Source organism: Streptomyces sp. NPDC093546, assembly GCF_044765045.1.
GTDB lineage: Bacteria > Actinomycetota > Actinomycetes > Streptomycetales > Streptomycetaceae > Streptomyces.
On the sequence record NZ_JBIWJG010000001.1, the window covers coordinates 331,074 to 348,829 of the forward strand.

Below are 17,756 nucleotides of genomic sequence, written 5' to 3' on the forward strand. Positions count from 1 at the left end.
AGCGGGGCGGGGTTCAGGTCAGCCGCAGGTCGATCCACGGAATGGTGTCCCCCGGCAGCAGGTAGCGCTCCGTCTCCACGAACCCGTGCTTCAGCGCGAACCGCAGCCCGTCCTCGTTGGACGCCAGCACGCACGTCTCGACCACCTCGGCCCCGAGCTCCCGCGCCCGCTCCAGCCCGCGCGCGTACAGCTCCTCCCCGAACCCCCGCCGCCGGTACGCGGCGAGCACCCGGGCGATCACGGTGGCCGTGCCGGACCCGCCCTCGGGCGGACGCACGGTGCTGCACCCGATGAGCTCCTCACCGAGGTAGGCGACTTCGAGACGGTGGCGCCGCGCCCGTTCGCGTACGTCGTCCAGGGAGAGGTGGTGCGTCGGGATGACGACGTTGTGGACGTGCTGCCAGTCCTTGAACGCGGCGTCGTCGCGGGGCTGTTCGAAACGGAGACCAGTCATCGGGTCAGGGAACCACAGCGGTCCGCCCCAGCAGCGCCAGCTCCGCGTCCTCCAGCACCAGCGCCGCCGCGGCCGCCGAGGAGCGGGCCGATTCCGGGCGGCTCGCGCCCGGGATGGGGATGACCGCGGGGGACCGGGCCAGCGCCCAGGCGAGGGCCACCTGCTGGGGGCTCACGCCCCGGGCACGGGCCACCTCGTGGAAGCCGGCGAAGCGCGGGTCCGGGGCCTGGGCGGAGGACGGGCCGTCCAGGGAGCTGCGGGAGAGGCCGCCGAGGGGGCTCCAGGGGAGGAAGGCCAGGCCCAGGTGGGTGCAGAGCCGCAGCTCAGGTTCGCTGTCGCGGACGGCGGGGGAGTAGCGGTTCTGGACGGAGACCAGACGGTCGCCGAGGATCTCGCGGGCGAGGAGGATCTGCGCGGTGTCGGCGTTGGAGATGCCGGCCAGGCGGATGGTGCCCGCGTCGAGCAGGTCGCGCAGGGCGCCCAGCGACTCGGCGTACGGCACGGAAGGGTCCGGCTTGTGCAGTTGATAGAGGCCGATCGCCTCGACGCCGAGGCGCCGAGCCGACGCCTCGGCGGCGCGGCGCAGGTGCGCGGGGTCGCCGTTGACGGTCCAGCCGCCATCGGGGGTGCGGCCCCGGCCGCCCTTCGTGGCGACGAGCACATGGTCGGCACCACCGCCGTACGCGGCGAGGGCGCGGGCCACCAGCAGCTCGCCGTCGCCGGGCGCGCCGCCGACCGGCGCGTGGTACGAGTCGGCCGTGTCGATGAGCGTGGTGCCCGCGTCCAGGGCCGCGTGGATCGTGGCGACGGCCCGGGCCTCGTCGGGGTGGCCCTCGATGGACAGGGGCATCGCGCCCAGGCCGACGGCCCCGACCTCGATGTCGCCGATGGTCCGCTTCATACCGCAACGCCTCCCAGCGTCTCGTCGATCGCCCGCTCCAGCCAGTCACCGGTGTGGCGGAAGGTGAACCCGAGCGCGGTGGCGCGGGAGTTGTCCATGGCGTACGCACGCCGGAAGGAGAGCGGCGACTCCTCGCCCTCCTCCACCTCCCGGAACACGGTCCGCCCGCCGACCCGCGCCTCCACCGCCGCGCAGAGGGCGGCGGTGGTGAGGGGGCCGTGCGAGGCGGCGTTCACGGGGCCGGTGAAGTCCGCCTCGGCCGCCCACGCCAGGAAGTCGGCGATCTCGTCCACGTGGATGTACGTCGCCGGCCGGTTCGGTGCCGGTACGGAGATGGGCTTCCCCGCCCCGATCCGGTCCGCGTAGTGGGCGACGCGGCCCGTGAAGTCGTCGGCCCCGCCCAGCACATGGGCCACGCGCACGGCGGTGTACGCCGGGAAGTCCGGGTCCCGTGCGAAGACCGCCTCCGCCTGCCGCTTGCCCTCGCCGTAGGGGAGGTCCGTGGCGTCCAGGTCGACGGGCACGGTCAGCGGGTCCACGGCCTCCTCGCGGACCGGCGCGGCCGAGTCCTCGTCCTCGTACACCTCGACCGTCGACGTCATGACGTACCGCCGGGTACGCGGCCCGAGTACGCGGCGGGCGATGTCCGCCTGGCGCGGGGTGTAGCAGACCTGGTCGACGACGACGTCGAAAGCGAGGGGGCCGAGCGCCTTTTCCAGGGCCATTTCGTCGTCGCGGTCGGCGACGAGATGGCGGGCCCCCACGGGCGGCGGCGCGGAAAGGCCGCGGTTGACGACGGTCACGTCGTGCCCGGCCGCCAGCAGGCGCCGAATGAGGCGCTTTCCGAAATACCGGCTCCCGCCGATCACGCATATCCGAAGCATGTGACCAAGTGTTACGTTGACCGGTCGCAGCCTGAAGGGGGAACCATGGGACATCCGGCCGCCGCACCGAAAGAACAACGGCGTCCGCGCCCCGCCGCCGACGAAACCGTGGCGGCCGGTTTCGACCCGGTCGACCGGCGGATCCTGGAACTCGTCCAGACCGACGGCCGCATCAAGCTGAGCGAGCTGGGCCGCAGGGTCTGCCTCAGCCCGGCGGCCGTCGCCGAGCGGGTCCGGCGGCTGGAGGCGTGCGGCGCCATCACCGGCTACGGCGCCCATGTCTCCCCGGCCCGCCTCGGGTACGGCATCCAGGCGTTCATCCGCGTCAACCCGCACGGCGGCTACACCTTCAAGCACCCCAGGACCGTGGAGCTGCTCGCCCGCCCCGAGGTCCTGGAGGCGCACCACGTGGTCGGCGAGGACTGCTGGATCCTCAAGGTGGCGGTGACGGACACCGGCCACCTGGAGGACGTCCTGGAGCAGACGTCGGCGCTGGGCCGTACGACCACGTCCGTCGTGCTGTCGTCGCCGGTGCCCCGCAAACCCCTCTTGCCTTGACGCCGACGTCAAGGCCTACGTTCGGGGACATGCGAATCGGCGAGCTCGCTCGGCGCGCGGGAACGACCACGCGCACCCTGCGCTATTACGAGTCCCGGGGCCTGCTCCCCGCCCGGCGGGCGGAGAACGGCTACCGCACCTACGACGAGACCGACCTGCGGCTGCTCCAGCAGATCCGCACGCTGCAGGACTTCGGGTTCGACCTGGAGGAGACGCGGCCGTTCGTCGACTGCCTGCGCGCCGGGCATCCGGCCGGGGACGCCTGTCCGGCGTCGCTCGACGTCTACCGGCGCAAGCTCGCCGAGCTCGACGGCCTGATCGGCCAGTTGGAGTCGATCCGCGCCGAGGTCGCCGCCCGGCTCACGCTGGCGACCGAGACGCCCGAACCACGCTGCGAATTCGGAGGAAGTACCCCATGATCGAGGTGACGGACGCGGAGTTCGGTACGGAGGTCCTGGCGGCGGACCGCCCGGTCCTGGTGAAGTTCACCGCGACCTGGTGCGGCCCCTGCCGCCAGCTCGCCCCGGTGCTGAAGGAGGTCTCCGCCGAGGAGTCCGACCGGCTGAAGGTGGTCGAGATAGACGTCGACAGCAATCCCGAGACGGTGTCGCGGTACGCGGTGCTGTCGACGCCCACGCTGATGGTCTTCCGCGGCGGCGAACCGGTGAAGTCGATGGTCGGCGCCCGCCCCAAGCGCCGGCTGCTCCAGGAGCTGGAGGACGTACTGGCCTGAGCATGCGTACGTACGGAAAAGCCCCAGTCCGCAATGGCGGCCGGGGCTTTTTCTCGCGTATATTTGATGGTTCGCGTGCGCCCATGGAAAAGCGCACACGGAAGTCGAATAAGCGAACTCTATCGCAGCAGGAGTCGAATTGTCAACCGAGGACATGCGGAAAGAGCAGCAATTCATCACCGGGCTCTACGCGCGACTCGACCACCTGCGCGACCAGGCCGAGCGCGCCGTCCAGGCCGCCCTCAAGGACCGCGGCAGCGGTTTCCAGGCGCGGCTGGAGCGCGACGTGCTCGTGGCCGAGCAGTCCGGGCTGCTCGCCGCCTTCGACGCCGGGGAGAACGGGCTCTGCTTCGGGCGGCTGGAGTTCCGGGACGGGCGCGACCACCACATCGGGCGCATCGGCATCCGGGAGGACGACGAGGAGCGCACGCCGCTCGTCGTGGACTGGCGCGCCGACATCGCGCGGCCCTTCTACCTCGCCACCGGCTACGCGCCCATGGGCCTGCGGCGCCGACGCCACATCACCACCCGGGGGCGCGAGGTCACCGCCCTCCACGACGAGATCCTCGACCTGCACGACCCCACCCGCACCGGCCACGAGAACCCCGACGCCGACGAGGTGCTCCTCGCCGCGCTCGACGCCGCCCGCACCGGGCGCATGAGTGACATCGTGCAGACCATCCAGGCCGAGCAGGACCGCATCATCCGCGCCCCGCACCAGGGCGTCCTCGTCGTCGAGGGCGGCCCCGGCACCGGCAAGACCGCCGTCGCCCTGCACCGCGCCGCGTACCTCCTCTACGCGTACCGCGAGCAGCTCGCCCGCCGCGCCGTCCTCATCGTCGGCCCCAACCCCGCCTTCCTCGGCTACATCGGCGAAGTCCTGCCCGCGCTCGGCGAGACCGGCGTGCTGCTCGCCACCCTGGGCGAGCTCTTCCCCGGCGTACGGGCCACCGGCACCGACACCCCGGAGGCGGCCGAGATAAAGGGCCGCGCGAGCATGGCCGAGGTCCTCGCCCGGTACGTGCGCGACCAGCAGACGGTGCCGCCCACCGAAGCGCCGCTGGAGATCGACCACGACGACTACGGCACCCTCCTCCTCGACCGGAACACGGCCGAGGACGCCCGCTGGGACGCCCGCGCCACCGGCCTGCCGCACAACCTCGCCCGCCCGCGCTTCGCCTTCCGCGTCATCGACGCGCTCACCGAGCAGCTCGCCGAGCGCCTCGGCGCCGACCCCTTCGGCGGCCCGAACCTCCTGGACGCCTCCGACATCACCCAGATGCGCAAGGAGATCGCCGCCAGCCCGCACGTCCACGCCGCCATCGAGGAGCTGTGGCCCACGCTCACCCCGCAGCAGCTCGTCGCCCGCTTCCTCGCGGAGCCCGACGGCTACCTCCCCGACGGCGAAGCCGAGTTCGTCCGCAGGGAGGAGAGCGACCGGCCCGAGGCCGACTGGACCGAGGCCGACGTGCCGCTGCTCGACGAGGCCGCCGAGCTCCTCGGGCACGACGACACCGCGGAGCGCGCCGCCGCCGAGCGCGAGCGCAACCTCCGCATCGCCTACGCGCAGGGCGTGCTCGACGTGTCGTACGCCTCGCGGACGTACGAGTTCGAGGACGAGGAGTCGGAGGTGCTCGGCGCCCACGACATCATCGACGCCGAGCGCTTCGCCGAGCGCCACGAGGAGGCCGACCACCGCAGCGCCGCCGAGCGCGCCGCGGCCGACCGCACCTGGGCGTTCGGGCACGTCATCGTGGACGAGGCACAGGAGCTGTCCGCCATGGCGTGGCGGCTGCTGATGCGCCGCGTCCCCACCCACTCCATGACCCTGGTCGGCGACCCGGCCCAGACCGGCGACGCCGCCGGCTGCGGCTCCTGGCAGGAGATCCTCGGCCCGTACGTCGGCGACCGCTTCGAGCACGTACGCCTCGGCGTCAACTACCGCACCCCCGCCGAGATCATGGAGGTCGCGGCCCGGGTGCGGCGCGCCGAGGACCCGGAGTTCGAGCCGCCGCGCTCGGTGCGGTCCACCGGCGTCCCGCCCTGGGAGACGGCGGCCGACGACCTGCCGGGCGCGGTCGCCGACGCCGTACGGCGCGAACTGCCCGCCGAGGGACGCCTCGCGGTCATCGCCCCGGCGGGCCGGCAGGAGGCGCTGCGCGAGGCGCTCCCGGACGCCGCGTACGGGCCGGTGCCCGACCTCACCCGGCCCGTCGTCCTCCTCGAACCGCGGCAGGCGAAGGGCCTGGAGTTCGACACGGTGATCGTCGCCGACCCGGACGGCATCCGCGCCGCCGGGCCGCACGGCGTCAACGACCTCTACGTGGCGCTGACCCGCGCGACCCAGCGGCTGGGGGTCGTCAGGACCGCCGGGGCCACCGGGACCGCGAGCGCCGTCACGCCGGCCTGAGGTAGACCGTCGCGAGCGGCGGCAGCGTGAGGCGGATGCCGTCGTGGTCCGCCTCCCGCTGCACGAGGGCGCCGCTGCGCACGTCGCTGCCGCCGTACTGCGCCGCGTCCGTGTTGAGGACCTCCGTCCACGCGGAGACCCCCTCCGGCGTCCACAGCCGGTAGCCGTCGCGCACCACCGGCGAGAAGTTGCTCACCGCCAGCAGCGGGTCGCCCTTCGCGTCGTACCGCAGGAACGCGAAGACGTTGTCGTCCGCCGCGTCGCCCAGCACCCACTGGAAGCCCTCCGGGACGGTGTCCCGCTCCCACAGCGCGGGCGTCGCGGTGTACACGCGGTTCAGGTCGCGCACCAGGTCCCGCACGCCCCGGTGGTCGCCGGCCGAGTGGTAGTCGTCCGCCAGCAGCCACCACTCGGGGCCGTGCGCCTCGGACCACTCGGCGCCCTGGGCGAACTCCTGGCCCATGAAGAGCAGCTGCTTGCCGGGGTGCGCCCACATGAAGCCCAGGTAGGCCCGGTGGGTGGCGCGCCGCTGCCACCAGTCGCCGGGCATCTTCGTCACCAGGGCCTGCTTGCCGTGCACCACCTCGTCGTGCGAGATCGGCAGGACGTAGTTCTCGCTGTACGCGTACACCATCGAGAACGTCATCTCGTTGTGGTGGTACCTGCGGTGCACCGGCTCCTTGGAGACGTACACCAGCGAGTCGTGCATCCAGCCCATGTTCCACTTCAGGCCGAAGCCGAGCCCGCCCGCGTCGGTGGGGCGGGTCACGCCCTCCCAGGCGGTGGACTCCTCGGCGATCGTCACCACGCCCGGGCAGCGGCGGTAGACGGTGGCGTTCATCTCCTGGAGGAAGGAGACCGCGTCGAAGTTCTCCCGGCCGCCGTACTCGTTCGGCGCCCACTCGCCGCCCTCGCGGGAGTAGTCCAGGTACAGCATCGAGGCCACGGCGTCGACGCGTAGGCCGTCGATGTGGAACTCCTCGCACCAGTACACGGCGTTCGCCACGAGGAAGTTGCGGACCTCGGTGCGGCCGTAGTCGAACTCGAGCGTCCCCCAGTCCGGGTGCTCGGCGCGCCGCGGGTCCGGGTGCTCGTACAGCGGGGTCCCGTCGAAGCGGGCCAGCGCCCAGTCGTCCTTCGGGAAGTGCGCCGGCACCCAGTCCACGATCACGCCGACCCCGGCGCGGTGGCAGGCGTCCACGAAGTACTTGAAGTCGTCCGGGGTGCCGAGGCGGGCCGTGGGGGCGTAGAAGCCGGTGACCTGGTAGCCCCACGACGGGCTGTACGGGTGCTCGGCGACCGGCATCAGCTCCACGTGCGTGAAGCCGAGCTCCTTGACGTACGCGGGCAGCTGCTCGGCCAGCTCCCGGTAGGTCAGGCCCGGGCGCCAGGACGCCAGGTGCACCTCGTACACCGAGAAGGGCGCCTCGTGGACGGGCCGGTCGCCGCGGTGCGCCATCCAGTCGTCGTCCTGCCACTCGTAGTGCGAGGCGGTGACGATGGACGCGGTCTCCGGCGGGCACTGGGTGCGCCGCGCCATCGGGTCCGCGCGCAGCGAGCACCTGCCGTCGGGGCCGGTGACGGCGAACTTGTACAGGGCGCCCTCGCCGATGCCCGGCACGAACAGCTCCCACACGCCGGTGGAGCCCAGCGACCGCATGGGCAGGCCCGTCGCCTCGTCCCAGTAGTTGAACTCCCCGACCAGCCGCACACCGCGCGCGTTCGGCGCCCACACCGTGAAGCGCGTGCCCGCCGTGCCCTGGTGGGTCATCGGGCGCGCGCCCAGCGCCGTCCACAGCTGCTCGTGGCGGCCCTCGCCGATCAGGTACAGGTCCAGCTCGCCCAGCGCGGGCAGGTAGCGGTACGGGTCGTCGACCTCGACGACGCCCGACTCGTACGTCACCAGCAGCCGGTACGCCGGTACCTCGGCGAGCGGCAGCACGCCCGAGAACAGCCCGTCGCCGTCGTCGTGGAGCTCGGTGCGCGACCCGTCGGCGTCCACGAGCACGGTCACGCCGGCCGCGTACGGCCGCAGCGCCCGGATCGCGATGCCGCCCTCCGCGACCGGGTGCGCGCCCAGCAGCGCGTGCGGGTCGTGGTGCTCCCCGGCGAGCAGCCGCCCCCGGTCGGCCGGGTCGAGGGGCGCGGGGACCACGCCGTCGGCGCCCGCGCGGGGCCGGGGCGTCGCGCCGGGCGGCGGTGTGGGCAGGGCGGTGGCCTCCCCGACGGGGGTCTGCTTCACGGGCCGGGACTTCGGGGCTGCCGGATTGCGGGTCGGACGACGGGGGGTCACGGGAAAGGGCCTCCTCGAAGGCGTGCGGGACGTCAGGGCATCAGGGGGTCGGGCATCGGGGGGTCTCAGGGGGTGGGCTGTGCGGCCAGACGGCGGATCGCCGCCATCGGGACCGGGAGCCAGTCGGGCCGGTGCCGGGCCTCGTACAGGACCTCGTACACGGCCTTGTCCGTCTCGTAGGCGCGCAGCAGCGCGGGCTCGTCGCGCGGGTCGGTGCCCGAGGCATCGGCGTAGCCGGTGCAGTACGCGTCGCGGCAGCGCTCGGCCCAGTCGGGGTTCCAGGGGCGGTAGGAGCGGGCCGCGTAGTCGAAGGAGCGCAGTATCCCCGCCACGTCGCGGACGGGCGGCTGCGGGCGGCGGCGCTCGGCGAGCGGCTTCGCGGGCTCGCCCTCGAAGTCGATCACCGACCAGTCGCCGTCCTCCGTGCGGAGCGTCTGGCCCAGGTGGAGGTCGCCGTGCACCCGCTGCGCGCGCCAGGTGACGTCCTCGGCGGCGAGCTTGCCGACCGCGTCGAAGGCGGCCCGCAGGCCGGGCACGAACGGCAGGAGCGCCGGCACCGCCTGGGCGGCGGCGTCGAGGCGGCGGGTCATCTGGATGGCGAGGTTCTCGGTCTGGGGGCGGCCGAGCGCGACGGTCGGCAGGGCGCCGGCGAGCGCGGTGTGCACCTCGGCGGTGGCCCGGCCCAGCGCCCGCGCCTCGGCGGTGAAGTCCCGCCCGGCGGCGAGCGCGTCCAGGGCGAGCTGCCAGCCGTCCTGGGAGCCGCGCAGATAGGGCTGGAGTACGCCGAGGGTGCTGGCCTCCGGGTGGTTGTTGACGGTCTCGTACCAGGCGACGGGCGCGGGGACCCGGGCGCAGCCCGCGCGGGTGAGCGCGAGGGGAAGCTCCAGGTCCGGGTTGGCGCCCGACCAGATCCGGCGGAACACCTTCAGGATGTACGCGTCGCCGTAGACGAGCGAGGAGTTGGACTGCTCGGCGTCGAGCACGCGCGGCGCGAGCCCGTCCGGGATGGCCACCGTGCGCGAGAAGCGCAGCGGGCCCATCGGGCCGGGCGTGCGCAATCGTTCCAGCAGCAGGGAGGCGAGGCGCGGGTCGCTCAGCCCCTCGTACACCGTGCGCCCGGCGAGCGGCCCGTCCGTCAGGCGGCCGATGAGCGCGGGGGCCAGCTGCGGCGGCAGGTGGGTCCGTACGCCGAGGAGCAGCTGGTAGCAGTCGGCCTGCGCCGAGGGGGCGAGGCCGGGCTGCTGGACGCGCACGAGCAGGTGCAGCAGGCCGGGGCCCGCGGTGTCGACACGGAGCAGCTCGGTGGCCGAGACGAGGGTGAAGCCGGTGACAGGGCGTCCCTTCCCGGCGAACCAGCGCTGCCTCGGCAGCCATTCGTGGAGCAGGGGCACCAGGGAAGGGAGCAGGGCGACCGGTGCCCGGGCGGTGGATGCGGTCTCCGACATGGCAGCGCGTCCTTTCCCCGGGCACTACGAAATGCACAGAACGTGCAGAGTGTCCCGGAATGCGGCGATGGCTGTCCGGCTGTGCGGGACGTGTCGGGCGGGGATGGTCCGGATAGACCCGTCGACGTATGAGGGGGAGAGTTCCCAGGGCGGCCCGCCGGAAACGCCCGACCGGAAGGAACCGTCCCGCCTTTGGCCGAGGCCTTGCGGAGCGGATATGCCCCCTCGGTATGCCGCCCGCGCGAGGGCCGGGCGGCCGACCGTCGGAGCCCTTTACGCCGTTGCAGTGACGCTGTTGCGGTGACGCCGTTGGCGGGCCCGGTGGGGTCCGCCAACGGGGTGTCAGCTCGCCGCGGGCCGGGGCTCCGCCGACCCCCGGGCCACGGCACTCGGGGCCGTCGCCTGCGTGGCACCCGCCTTGACGGCCTTCGCGGAGGACTTCTTCACCGCGTCCTTCCGCAGCCGGAACCAGTAGAAGCCGTGGCCCGCGAGGGTGAGCAGGTACGGCCATTCGCCGATCGCCGGGAAGCGCACCCCGCCGATCAGCTCCACCGGGTGCATGCCGTTGAACAGCCGCAGGTCCAGCTCCGTCGGCTGCGGGAAGCGCGAGAAGTTGTGCACGCACATCACCAGGTCGTCGCCGTACTCCCGCAGGAAGGCGAGGACCGCCGGGTTCGACGACGGCAGCTCGGTGTAGGAGCCGAGGCCGAAGGCCGGGTTCTGCTTGCGGATCTCGATCATCCGCTTGGTCCAGTGCAGCAGCGACGACGGCGAGGCCATGGACGCCTCGACGTTGGTGACCTGGTAGCCGTAGACCGGGTCCATGATGGTCGGCAGGTACAGCCGGCCCGGGTCGCAGGAGGAGAAGCCCGCGTTGCGGTCGGGCGTCCACTGCATCGGGGTGCGCACGGCGTCCCGGTCGCCGAGCCAGATGTTGTCGCCCATGCCGATCTCGTCGCCGTAGTAGAGGATCGGCGAGCCGGGCAGGGAGAGCAGCAGGGCGGTGAAGAGCTCGATCTGGTTGCGGTCGTTGTCGAGCAGCGGGGCGAGCCGCCGCCGGATGCCGATGTTGGCGCGCATCCGCGGGTCCTTGGCGTACTCCGCGTACATGTAGTCGCGCTCTTCGTCGGTGACCATCTCCAGCGTCAGCTCGTCGTGGTTGCGCAGGAAGATGCCCCACTGGCAGCCCGCCGGGATCGCCGGGGTCTTCGCCAGGATTTCGGAGACGGGGTAGCGCGACTCGCGGCGCACCGCCATGAAGATGCGCGGCATCACCGGGAAGTGGAACGCCATGTGGCACTCGTCGCCGCCGCTGGGGAAGTCGCCGAAGTAGTCGACGACGTCCTCGGGCCACTGGTTGGCCTCGGCGAGCAGCACCGTGTCCGGGTAGGCCGCGTCGATCTCCTTGCGGACCCGCTTGAGGAAGGCGTGCGTCGCCGGGAGGTTCTCGCAGTTCGTGCCCTCCTGCTGGTACAGGTACGGCACGGCGTCGAGGCGGAAGCCGTCGATGCCCAGGTCCAGCCAGAAGCGCAGCGCCGAGAGGATCTCCTGCTGCACGCGGGGGTTCTCGTAGTTCAGGTCCGGCTGGTGCGAGAAGAACCGGTGCCAGTAGTACTGCTTGCGCACCGGGTCGAAGGTCCAGTTGGACGTCTCGGTGTCGACGAAGATGATCCGGGCGTCCTCGAACTGCTTGTCGTCGTCGGCCCAGACGTAGTAGTCGCCGTACGGCCCGTCGGGGTTCGCGCGGGACTCCTGGAACCACGGGTGCTGGTCGCTGGTGTGGTTCATCACGAAGTCGATGATCACCCGCATGCCGCGCTGGTGGGCGGCGTCGACGAACTCGACGAAGTCGGCGAGGTCGCCGAACTCCGGGAGGACGGAGGTGTAGTCAGAGACGTCGTAACCCCCGTCGCGCAGCGGCGACTTGAAGAACGGCGGCAGCCACAGGCAGTCGACCCCGAGCCACTGGAGGTAGTCCAGCTTGGCGGTGATGCCCTTGAGGTCGCCGACGCCGTCGCCGTTGCTGTCCTGGAAGGAGCGGACGAGCACCTCGTAGAAGACGGCTCGTTTGAACCAGTCGGGGTCGCGGTCCTTGGCGGGGGTGTCCTCGAAGGTGTCGTGGACGGGCTCGTTGACGATCATGATGTGGGTGACCCTCCGATCGGCGGGGACGGTCGCAGGACGAGGATGTGCGCGGGAGTGACGCCCGGTTCCAGGCGCACATAGTTGGCCCTGCCCCAGTGATAGGTCTCGCCGGTGAGCTCGTCGCGCACCGGTACGGTCTCGTGCCAGTCGAGGCCGAGCTCCGGCATGTCCAACGAGACCGTCGCCTCGTGGGTATGGTGCGGGTCGAGGTTGACGACCGTCAGAACAATGTTCGAACCCGACCGCTTGCTGTAGGCGATCACCGCCTCGTCGTCCACGTGGTGGAAGTGGATCGAGCGCAGCTGCCGCAGCGCCGCGTTGCGCCGCCGGATCCGGTTGAGCGCGGTGATCAGCGGGGTGATCGTCCGGCCCTCGCGCTCCGCCGCCTCCCAGTCGCGCGGCCTCAGTTCGTACTTCTCCGAGTTCAGGTACTCCTCGCTGCCCTCGCGCAGCGGGGTGTTCTCGCACAGCTCGTACCCGGCGTACACGCCCCACGTCGGCGACATCGTCGCCGCGAGCACCGCCCGCGCCTCGAAGGCGGGGCGTCCGCCGTGCTGGAGGTAGCCGGGCAGGATGTCGGGGGTGTTCACGAAGAAGTTCGGCCGCATGTAGGCGGCGGTGTCCCCGGACAGCTCTGTCAGGTACTCGGTGAGCTCCTGTTTGCCGTTGCGCCAGGTGAAGTACGTGTACGACTGGTGGAAGCCGACCGCGGCGAGCGTGTGCATCATCGCGGGGCGGGTGAACGCCTCCGCCAGGAAGAGCACGTCCGGGTCGGTGCGGCGGATGGAGGCGATGACCTTCTCCCAGAAGACCACCGGCTTGGTGTGCGGGTTGTCGACGCGGAAGATGCGCACGCCGTGGGCCATCCAGTGCCGCAGCACGCGCAGCGTCTCGCGGACGATGCCCCGCATGTCCTGGTCGAACGCGATCGGATAGATGTCCTGGTACTTCTTCGGCGGGTTCTCGGCGTACGCGATGGTGCCGTCGGCCCGGTGGTGGAACCACTGCGGGCGCTTGCGCACCCACGGGTGGTCCGGCGAGCACTGGAGCGCGAAGTCCAGCGCGACCTCCAGGCGCAGCTCGCGGGCGCGCGCCACGAAGGCGTCGAAGTCCTCCATGGTGCCGAGGTCCGGGTGGATCGCGTCGTGGCCGCCCTCGGCCGAGCCGATCGCCCACGGCACGCCGACGTCGTCGGGTCCGGCGGTCAGGGAGTTGTTGCGGCCCTTGCGGTGCGTGGTGCCGATGGGGTGGATCGGCGGCAGGTACACCACGTCGAAGCCCATCGCGGCGATGGCCGGCAGCCGCTCGGCGGCGGTGCGGAAGTTGCCCGAAACGAGCCGCCCGTTCTCGACGCGGGCGCCCTCGGAGCGCGGGAACATCTCGTACCAGGAACCGAAAAGCGCCCGCTCCCGCTCCACGAGGAGGGGCAACGGGCGCGAGGAGGTGACCAGTTCGCGCAGCGGGTGCCGGGACAGGGCGTCCACGGCCTCCGGTGCGAGGGCGGCTCGCCACCGCTCCTCGGGCGGGCGCCGCGCGTCCCGCAGCGCGTCCACCACCGCGAGCACGGCCTCGCGGCCCTCCCTCTTCGGTACGCCCTCGGCGGCGCGCTCGTGCAGGGCCGCGCCCTCCGCCAGGACGAGCTCGGTGTCGAGGCCCGCCGGGATCTTGATCCCGGCGTGGTGGCGCCAGGTGGCGACCGGGTCGCTCCACGCCTCGACCCGATAGGACCAGCGCCCTTCGGCCGTCGGAGTGACCTCGGCGCCCCAGCGGTCGGTCCCGGGCGCGAGCTCGCGCATCGGGGTGAAGGGGCTCTCGCGGCCGGCCGGGTCCGTCAGGACGACATTGGCGGCCACGGCGTCGTGGCCTTCGCGGAACACGGTGGCCGTAACCTGAAAGGTTTCGCCGACCACCGCCTTGGCTGGCCTTCTGCCGCAGTCGACCAGAGGGCGGACATCGAGGACGGGAATGCGACCAATCAGCGAGTTCACGGCATCACCTGAGGGTTGCGTACGGGGTATCGCTCTTTGTAGCTGCTCCGTTGACGAGTGGCGGGGCGCAGGCATCACCGCTCCTGTCCGGGTTCACTCGGGTGGGCGGGTACCGCAGGAGCCTTCCCACACCGTTCGGGTGGGCAATCCGGCGCGTTGTTAACTCCTACGGTGCATCAGGGAAACGGGAAACCGGCCCCGTATGGTTGATTCCGGGACCGGTTGGCTTGTTTCCACCGAATGGGTGACGAGGAGCCGTCGGGCAGATGCCGAGGAGCGATCCTCACGCCCGGGACTGGGCGTTGTGCTCCTCCGGGTCGTTGGCCCACACCTGCCACGGCTGCCGGCTGACCCACTCGTCCACCGGTGCCTGCCGCAACGACAACGCCCGCGCCGAAGCGCCGTCGTCACCCGCCATCAGCGTCTCGTCCGTCCCCGACGCCATGTAGTGGTAGATGCCCGCTACACCGGCCGCCGCGGCCGGGCCCAGAACCGCCGCCAGGCCCTGCTCGAAAGCGACCGGATCCAGCGCCTGGTACCGCACCTGACGGCCGAGACCCCGCGCGAAGGCCTGGGCCAGCTGGTCGCCCGTCAGCGTCCGCTCGCCGCCGATGTCGAACGTCCGCCCTTCCACGCCGTCCGCGGTGAGCGCCGCCAGCACCGCCTCCGCCAGGTCCCGGTGCGAGAGCCAGGCCGTCGGCGTGTGCGCGGGCAGCGGATAGGCGAGCACCCCGTCGTTGACCAGGGCGGGGCCGTTCCACGGGCTGAAGAGGTTGTCCAGGTAGACCGGCGGGCGCAGCACCACCAGCGGGACGCCGCTGTCGCGCAGCACCTCCTCGGTGATCCGCCGCGTCTCGAACGCCGCCACGTCGGTGGAGACCGACGGGACGCGCGTGTTGGCGTTGTAGACCAGACGCCGCACCCCGGAGTCCACGGCCGCCGCCGCGATGTTGCGCGCGTACCGGCGGACTCGCTGGGGCTCGTACACCAGCGGCATCGTCACCGCCGCGTGCGTCGCCCCGTCGAAGAGCTGCCGTACGGCCTCGGCGTCGGCCAGGTCACCGGAGGCGAAGGCGACGCCCGGCAGCGGCGGCCGGTCGCCCTCCGGACGGCGGGTAAGGGTGCGGACGCGGTGGTGCCGTTCCGCCAGGAGACGGGCGATCGCGCCGCCCTGGAAACCGGTCGCCCCCACGACCGAGACCCGCATCGGCGCGGGCGTCTGCATGGGCTGGGAAAGGTGATCGGACATGTGCCTGAAGGGCCCTTCGATAGGGTGTCTCTGCTGCCATGACGGCACTCCACAGGCTGGCGGCGACGGCTTTGGCCGATCAATTAACAAACCGGGGCGGGGGTTGAAGGATCGTCCATGGACACCGTACGCACCGATCAAGCAGGTACCGACAGTGACGACCTCCTCAGCGAGCTGTTGCAGCCGCTGCGCCTCACAGGGGTCTTCGACAGCCGCTGGCACGTCAGCGCCCCGTGGGCGATCGAGGGCGACGCCGAGCAGAGCTGCGCGGTCCTGCACTACATCGTCCAGGGCGGCTGCTGGATCACCGCCGAGGGCCAGGCGCCGCAGGAGCTGCACGCCGGGGACCTGGCCGTCTTCCCGACGGGCACCGCGCACCGCCTCGCCGACCGGCCCGAACGGCAGGGCGTGCCGCTCAAGGCCATGCTGCCCGAGCGGGTCCCCGGCACCTCGGGCGAGATCCGCATCTCCGGCGGCGGCCCGCAGAGCCGGCTGCTGTGCGCCGGGCTGCACTACGACGCCAGCGCCGCGACCGGCCTGTACAAGGCGCTGCCCTGGGTGCTCGTGCTCGACCGCTCCCAGGTGGACCGCGAGCCGCTGCTGCGCGACACGCTGCGGCTGCTCGCCTCTCCGGACCGGCCGATCGGCCCCGGGGACCGGCTGATCACCCTGCGCGCCTTCGAGATGGCCCTGGTGCTGGCGCTGCGGCCGCTGCTGCGCGAGTTCGCGGAGAACCCGGCGTCCCTGCCGGTGCTGCGGCACCCCGGGATCAGCCGGGCGCTGGTGATGATCGCGACCCGGTTCGCGGAGCCGTGGACCATCGAGTCCCTGGCCAAGGAGGTCGGCATGTCGCGCTCGGCCTTCACCGCCGCCTTCCGCGAACTGGTCGGCGAGGCCCCCGCCCGCCATCTGACGGGACGGCGGATGCAGGAGGCGGCACGGCTGCTCGGCGAGACGTCGCTGCCGCAGTCGGCGGTGCCGCAGCGGGTCGGCTACCAGAGCGCGGTCGGCTTCCACCTGGCGTTCCGCAAGTGGTTCGGTGTGACGCCGGGGGAGTACCGCTCGGGCGCGACGGCGGCGTGAGCAGGCCCGCGGCCCGGGTCCATTCCGACCGGTACGTACCCCGACCCCACTGGCAGGTTCTTAAGTGCGGCTGGACGGACGTTCATTGCCGCAGGCCGTTACGGCCAGACAGGCTCTGCTGCGGCAATGCCGTTACGCAAGAGGAGAACAGGTGACCAGGTCCGGTCAGGATTATCTGGCGTCGCTGCGCGACGGGCGCGAGATATGGCTCGACGGCGAGCGGGTGGAGGACGTCACCTCGCACCCCGCCTTCCGTAACACCGCGGCGTCGATCGCGCGGTTGTACGACCTGGCGCACGACTCCGAGCACACGCCGGTCCTCACGCAGGGCGGCGTCCACCGCGCGTACGCCATCCCGCGTTCGTACGAGGACCTCGTCGCCCGCCGCCGGGCGTACAAGGTGTGGGCGGAGGCGAGCTTCGGCTTCCTGGGCCGCACGCCCGACTACATGGCGGGCGGCGCGGCCGGCTTCGCCGCGGTGCCGGGGCTGTTCACGACGGAGGCGTACGACGGATCCGACGCCGCCCTCGCGTACCACCGGCGGCTCGCCGAGGGTGACCTGTACCCGACCTTCACCATCACCAACCCGCAGATCGACCGGACGAAGCCGGCCTCCGAGCAGGAGGAGGACGACCTGGTGGTGCGGGTCGTCGCCGAGAAGGACGGCGGGATCGTGGTGCGCGGCGCCAAGATGATCGGCACCGCGGCCGTCTTCGGCAACGAGGTCATCGTCGGCACCATCGAGCCGCTCGCCCCGCAGGACGTCGAGCACGCGGTCTGCTTCTCCATCCCGATCGACACCCCCGGGCTGAAGTTCCTCTCCCGCACGTCGTACGAGGCGCAGGCGCGCAGCGTCTTCGACAACCCGCTCTCCTCGCGCTTCGACGAGAACGACGCGCTGCTGGTGTGCGACGACGTCTTCGTGCCCTGGGAGCGGGTGCTCGCCTACCGGAACGTCGACGTGTCGTTCCGGATGTGGTGGCAGACGCCGGCGTACCTGAACTTCGTCCACCAGGCGGCCACCCGCTTCTGGACCAAGCTCGAGTTCCTGACGGGCGTCGCCATCCTGCTGACCAAGGCCAACAACACGTACCAGCTGCCGCCCGTCACCCAGGCGATCGGCCGGCTGATGGGGCGGGTCGCGCAGGCGAAGGCGTTCGTGCTGGCCGCAGAGGCGTCGTACGAACAGGTCGACGGCGGGCGCGGCGGGGTGATGCCCGGCAAGGACATCTCCTTCGCGCAGCGCATCATGGCCGGCGAGCTCTACCCGCAGACCGTCCAGGAGATCAAGCTCCTCGCGGGCGGCGGCCTCATCCAGCTCCCCGCCTCCGGCGAGGACCTGCTCCACCCGGAGCTCGGCCCGCTGGTCCGCAAGTACATCCGCTCGCCCGGCACCCCGGCCGAGGAGCGGATCAAGCTGCTGAAGCTGGCGTGGGACGCGCTCGGCTCGGAGTTCGCCGGCCGCCACGAGCAGTACGAGCGCTTCTACCACGGCGCACCGCACGTCTACCTGATGCAGCAGGCCTGGGAGGGCGACACCGCCGCGTGCGAGTCCCTGGCGCAGGCCTGCCTGGACGGCTACGAGCTGGGGGCGTCCCGGTGACGCGGACGTT

14 protein-coding genes are annotated in these 17,756 nt (G+C 72.1%); 6 read left to right on the forward strand and 8 right to left on the reverse strand.

Features of this window, described 5'->3' with window-relative positions:
* Positions 1-13: 13 nt before the first annotated feature.
* From ACIRNI_RS01470 to ACIRNI_RS01480, 3 genes are read right to left on the reverse strand one after another with little or no spacing between them, the layout of a single operon-like run.
* Positions 14-454 carry a GNAT family N-acetyltransferase gene (locus tag ACIRNI_RS01470; protein WP_403547312.1) on the reverse strand — a complete coding sequence of 147 codons (441 nt, stop codon included), beginning with the start codon at positions 452-454 and terminating at the stop codon, positions 14-16.
* Between the two features lie 4 nt (positions 455-458).
* Entirely contained in the window at positions 459-1,355 is an 897-nt protein-coding gene (locus ACIRNI_RS01475) for an aldo/keto reductase (RefSeq protein ID WP_403547314.1), read from the reverse strand.
* Positions 1,352-2,239 carry an NAD-dependent epimerase/dehydratase family protein gene (locus ACIRNI_RS01480; protein ID WP_403547316.1) on the reverse strand — a complete coding sequence of 296 codons (888 nt, stop codon included), beginning with the start codon at positions 2,237-2,239 and terminating at the stop codon, positions 1,352-1,354. Before ACIRNI_RS01480 ends, ACIRNI_RS01475 begins: the two co-directional genes overlap by 4 nt.
* A 45-nt stretch (positions 2,240-2,284) precedes the next feature.
* On the opposite strand from ACIRNI_RS01480, the gene ACIRNI_RS01485 reads away from it, so the two are divergent.
* The 4 genes from ACIRNI_RS01485 to ACIRNI_RS01500 all read left to right on the forward strand — a co-directional run bounded on the left by ACIRNI_RS01485 (position 2,285) and on the right by ACIRNI_RS01500 (position 5,940).
* Complete coding sequence (locus tag ACIRNI_RS01485) at positions 2,285-2,797, forward strand: Lrp/AsnC family transcriptional regulator (RefSeq protein WP_403547318.1); 513 nt, start codon at positions 2,285-2,287, stop codon at positions 2,795-2,797.
* 29 nt (positions 2,798-2,826) lie between these two features.
* Positions 2,827-3,216, forward strand: a complete 390-nt coding sequence (locus tag ACIRNI_RS01490; protein WP_403547319.1) for a MerR family transcriptional regulator — start codon at positions 2,827-2,829, stop codon at positions 3,214-3,216.
* Positions 3,213-3,530, forward strand: a complete 318-nt coding sequence (trxA, locus tag ACIRNI_RS01495) for a thioredoxin (RefSeq protein WP_403547321.1) — start codon at positions 3,213-3,215, stop codon at positions 3,528-3,530. The genes ACIRNI_RS01490 and trxA overlap by 4 nt, the downstream gene beginning before the upstream one ends.
* Positions 3,531-3,684: 154 nt before the next feature.
* Positions 3,685-5,940, forward strand: coding sequence for a HelD family protein (locus tag ACIRNI_RS01500; protein ID WP_403547774.1), 2,256 nt, complete (start codon positions 3,685-3,687; stop codon positions 5,938-5,940).
* Here the strand turns inward: ACIRNI_RS01500 and glgB are convergent.
* From glgB to ACIRNI_RS01525, 5 genes are all read right to left on the reverse strand, one after another.
* A complete protein-coding gene (gene glgB, locus ACIRNI_RS01505) occupies positions 5,927-8,182 on the reverse strand; it encodes a 1,4-alpha-glucan branching enzyme (protein WP_403547776.1) in 2,256 nt (751 codons plus the stop codon). The two genes, ACIRNI_RS01500 and glgB, sit on opposite strands and share 14 nt — an antisense overlap.
* Positions 8,183-8,298: 116 nt before the next feature.
* Positions 8,299-9,678 carry a maltokinase gene (locus tag ACIRNI_RS01510; protein ID WP_403547323.1) on the reverse strand — a complete coding sequence of 460 codons (1,380 nt, stop codon included), beginning with the start codon at positions 9,676-9,678 and terminating at the stop codon, positions 8,299-8,301.
* A gap of 342 nt (positions 9,679-10,020) precedes the next feature.
* Positions 10,021-11,820 carry a maltose alpha-D-glucosyltransferase gene (gene treS / locus ACIRNI_RS01515; RefSeq protein ID WP_403547325.1) on the reverse strand — a complete coding sequence of 600 codons (1,800 nt, stop codon included), beginning with the start codon at positions 11,818-11,820 and terminating at the stop codon, positions 10,021-10,023.
* The gene (locus ACIRNI_RS01520) at positions 11,817-13,802 is read right to left on the reverse strand and encodes an alpha-1,4-glucan--maltose-1-phosphate maltosyltransferase (RefSeq protein WP_403547778.1); all 1,986 of its coding nucleotides are present in this window, start codon (positions 13,800-13,802) and stop codon (positions 11,817-11,819) included. Before ACIRNI_RS01520 ends, treS begins: the two co-directional genes overlap by 4 nt.
* Positions 13,803-14,094: 292 nt before the next feature.
* On the reverse strand, positions 14,095-15,060 hold the full coding sequence (locus tag ACIRNI_RS01525) for an SDR family oxidoreductase (protein WP_403547327.1): 966 nt from the start codon (positions 15,058-15,060) through the stop codon (positions 14,095-14,097).
* A gap of 117 nt (positions 15,061-15,177) precedes the next feature.
* Here ACIRNI_RS01525 and ACIRNI_RS01530 point away from each other — a divergent pair, with 117 nt between their 5' ends.
* Together ACIRNI_RS01530 and ACIRNI_RS01535 are read left to right on the forward strand one after the other, a co-directional pair.
* Positions 15,178-16,143 (forward strand): AraC family transcriptional regulator, encoded by a 966-nt coding sequence (locus ACIRNI_RS01530; protein WP_403547329.1) that lies wholly within the window; start codon positions 15,178-15,180, stop codon positions 16,141-16,143.
* Between the two features lie 151 nt (positions 16,144-16,294).
* On the forward strand, positions 16,295-17,746 hold the full coding sequence (locus ACIRNI_RS01535; protein ID WP_403547331.1) for a 4-hydroxyphenylacetate 3-hydroxylase family protein: 1,452 nt from the start codon (positions 16,295-16,297) through the stop codon (positions 17,744-17,746).
* Positions 17,747-17,756: the final 10 nt, after the last annotated feature.

Coding starts and splice junctions, on each gene's coding strand:
- treS (WP_403547325.1), bottom strand. CDS start 11,820: ATGATCGTCAACGAGCCCGTCCACGACACCTTCGAGGACACCCCCGCC.
- ACIRNI_RS01475 (WP_403547314.1), bottom strand. CDS start 1,355: ATGAAGCGGACCATCGGCGACATCGAGGTCGGGGCCGTCGGCCTGGGC.
- ACIRNI_RS01525 (WP_403547327.1), bottom strand. CDS start 15,060: ATGTCCGATCACCTTTCCCAGCCCATGCAGACGCCCGCGCCGATGCGG.
- ACIRNI_RS01490 (WP_403547319.1), top strand. CDS start 2,827: ATGCGAATCGGCGAGCTCGCTCGGCGCGCGGGAACGACCACGCGCACC.
- ACIRNI_RS01480 (WP_403547316.1), bottom strand. CDS start 2,239: ATGCTTCGGATATGCGTGATCGGCGGGAGCCGGTATTTCGGAAAGCGC.
- ACIRNI_RS01470 (WP_403547312.1), bottom strand. CDS start 454: ATGACTGGTCTCCGTTTCGAACAGCCCCGCGACGACGCCGCGTTCAAG.
- ACIRNI_RS01500 (WP_403547774.1), top strand. CDS start 3,685: ATGCGGAAAGAGCAGCAATTCATCACCGGGCTCTACGCGCGACTCGAC.
- trxA (WP_403547321.1), top strand. CDS start 3,213: ATGATCGAGGTGACGGACGCGGAGTTCGGTACGGAGGTCCTGGCGGCG.
- ACIRNI_RS01510 (WP_403547323.1), bottom strand. CDS start 9,678: ATGTCGGAGACCGCATCCACCGCCCGGGCACCGGTCGCCCTGCTCCCT.
- ACIRNI_RS01485 (WP_403547318.1), top strand. CDS start 2,285: ATGGGACATCCGGCCGCCGCACCGAAAGAACAACGGCGTCCGCGCCCC.
- ACIRNI_RS01530 (WP_403547329.1), top strand. CDS start 15,178: ATGGACACCGTACGCACCGATCAAGCAGGTACCGACAGTGACGACCTC.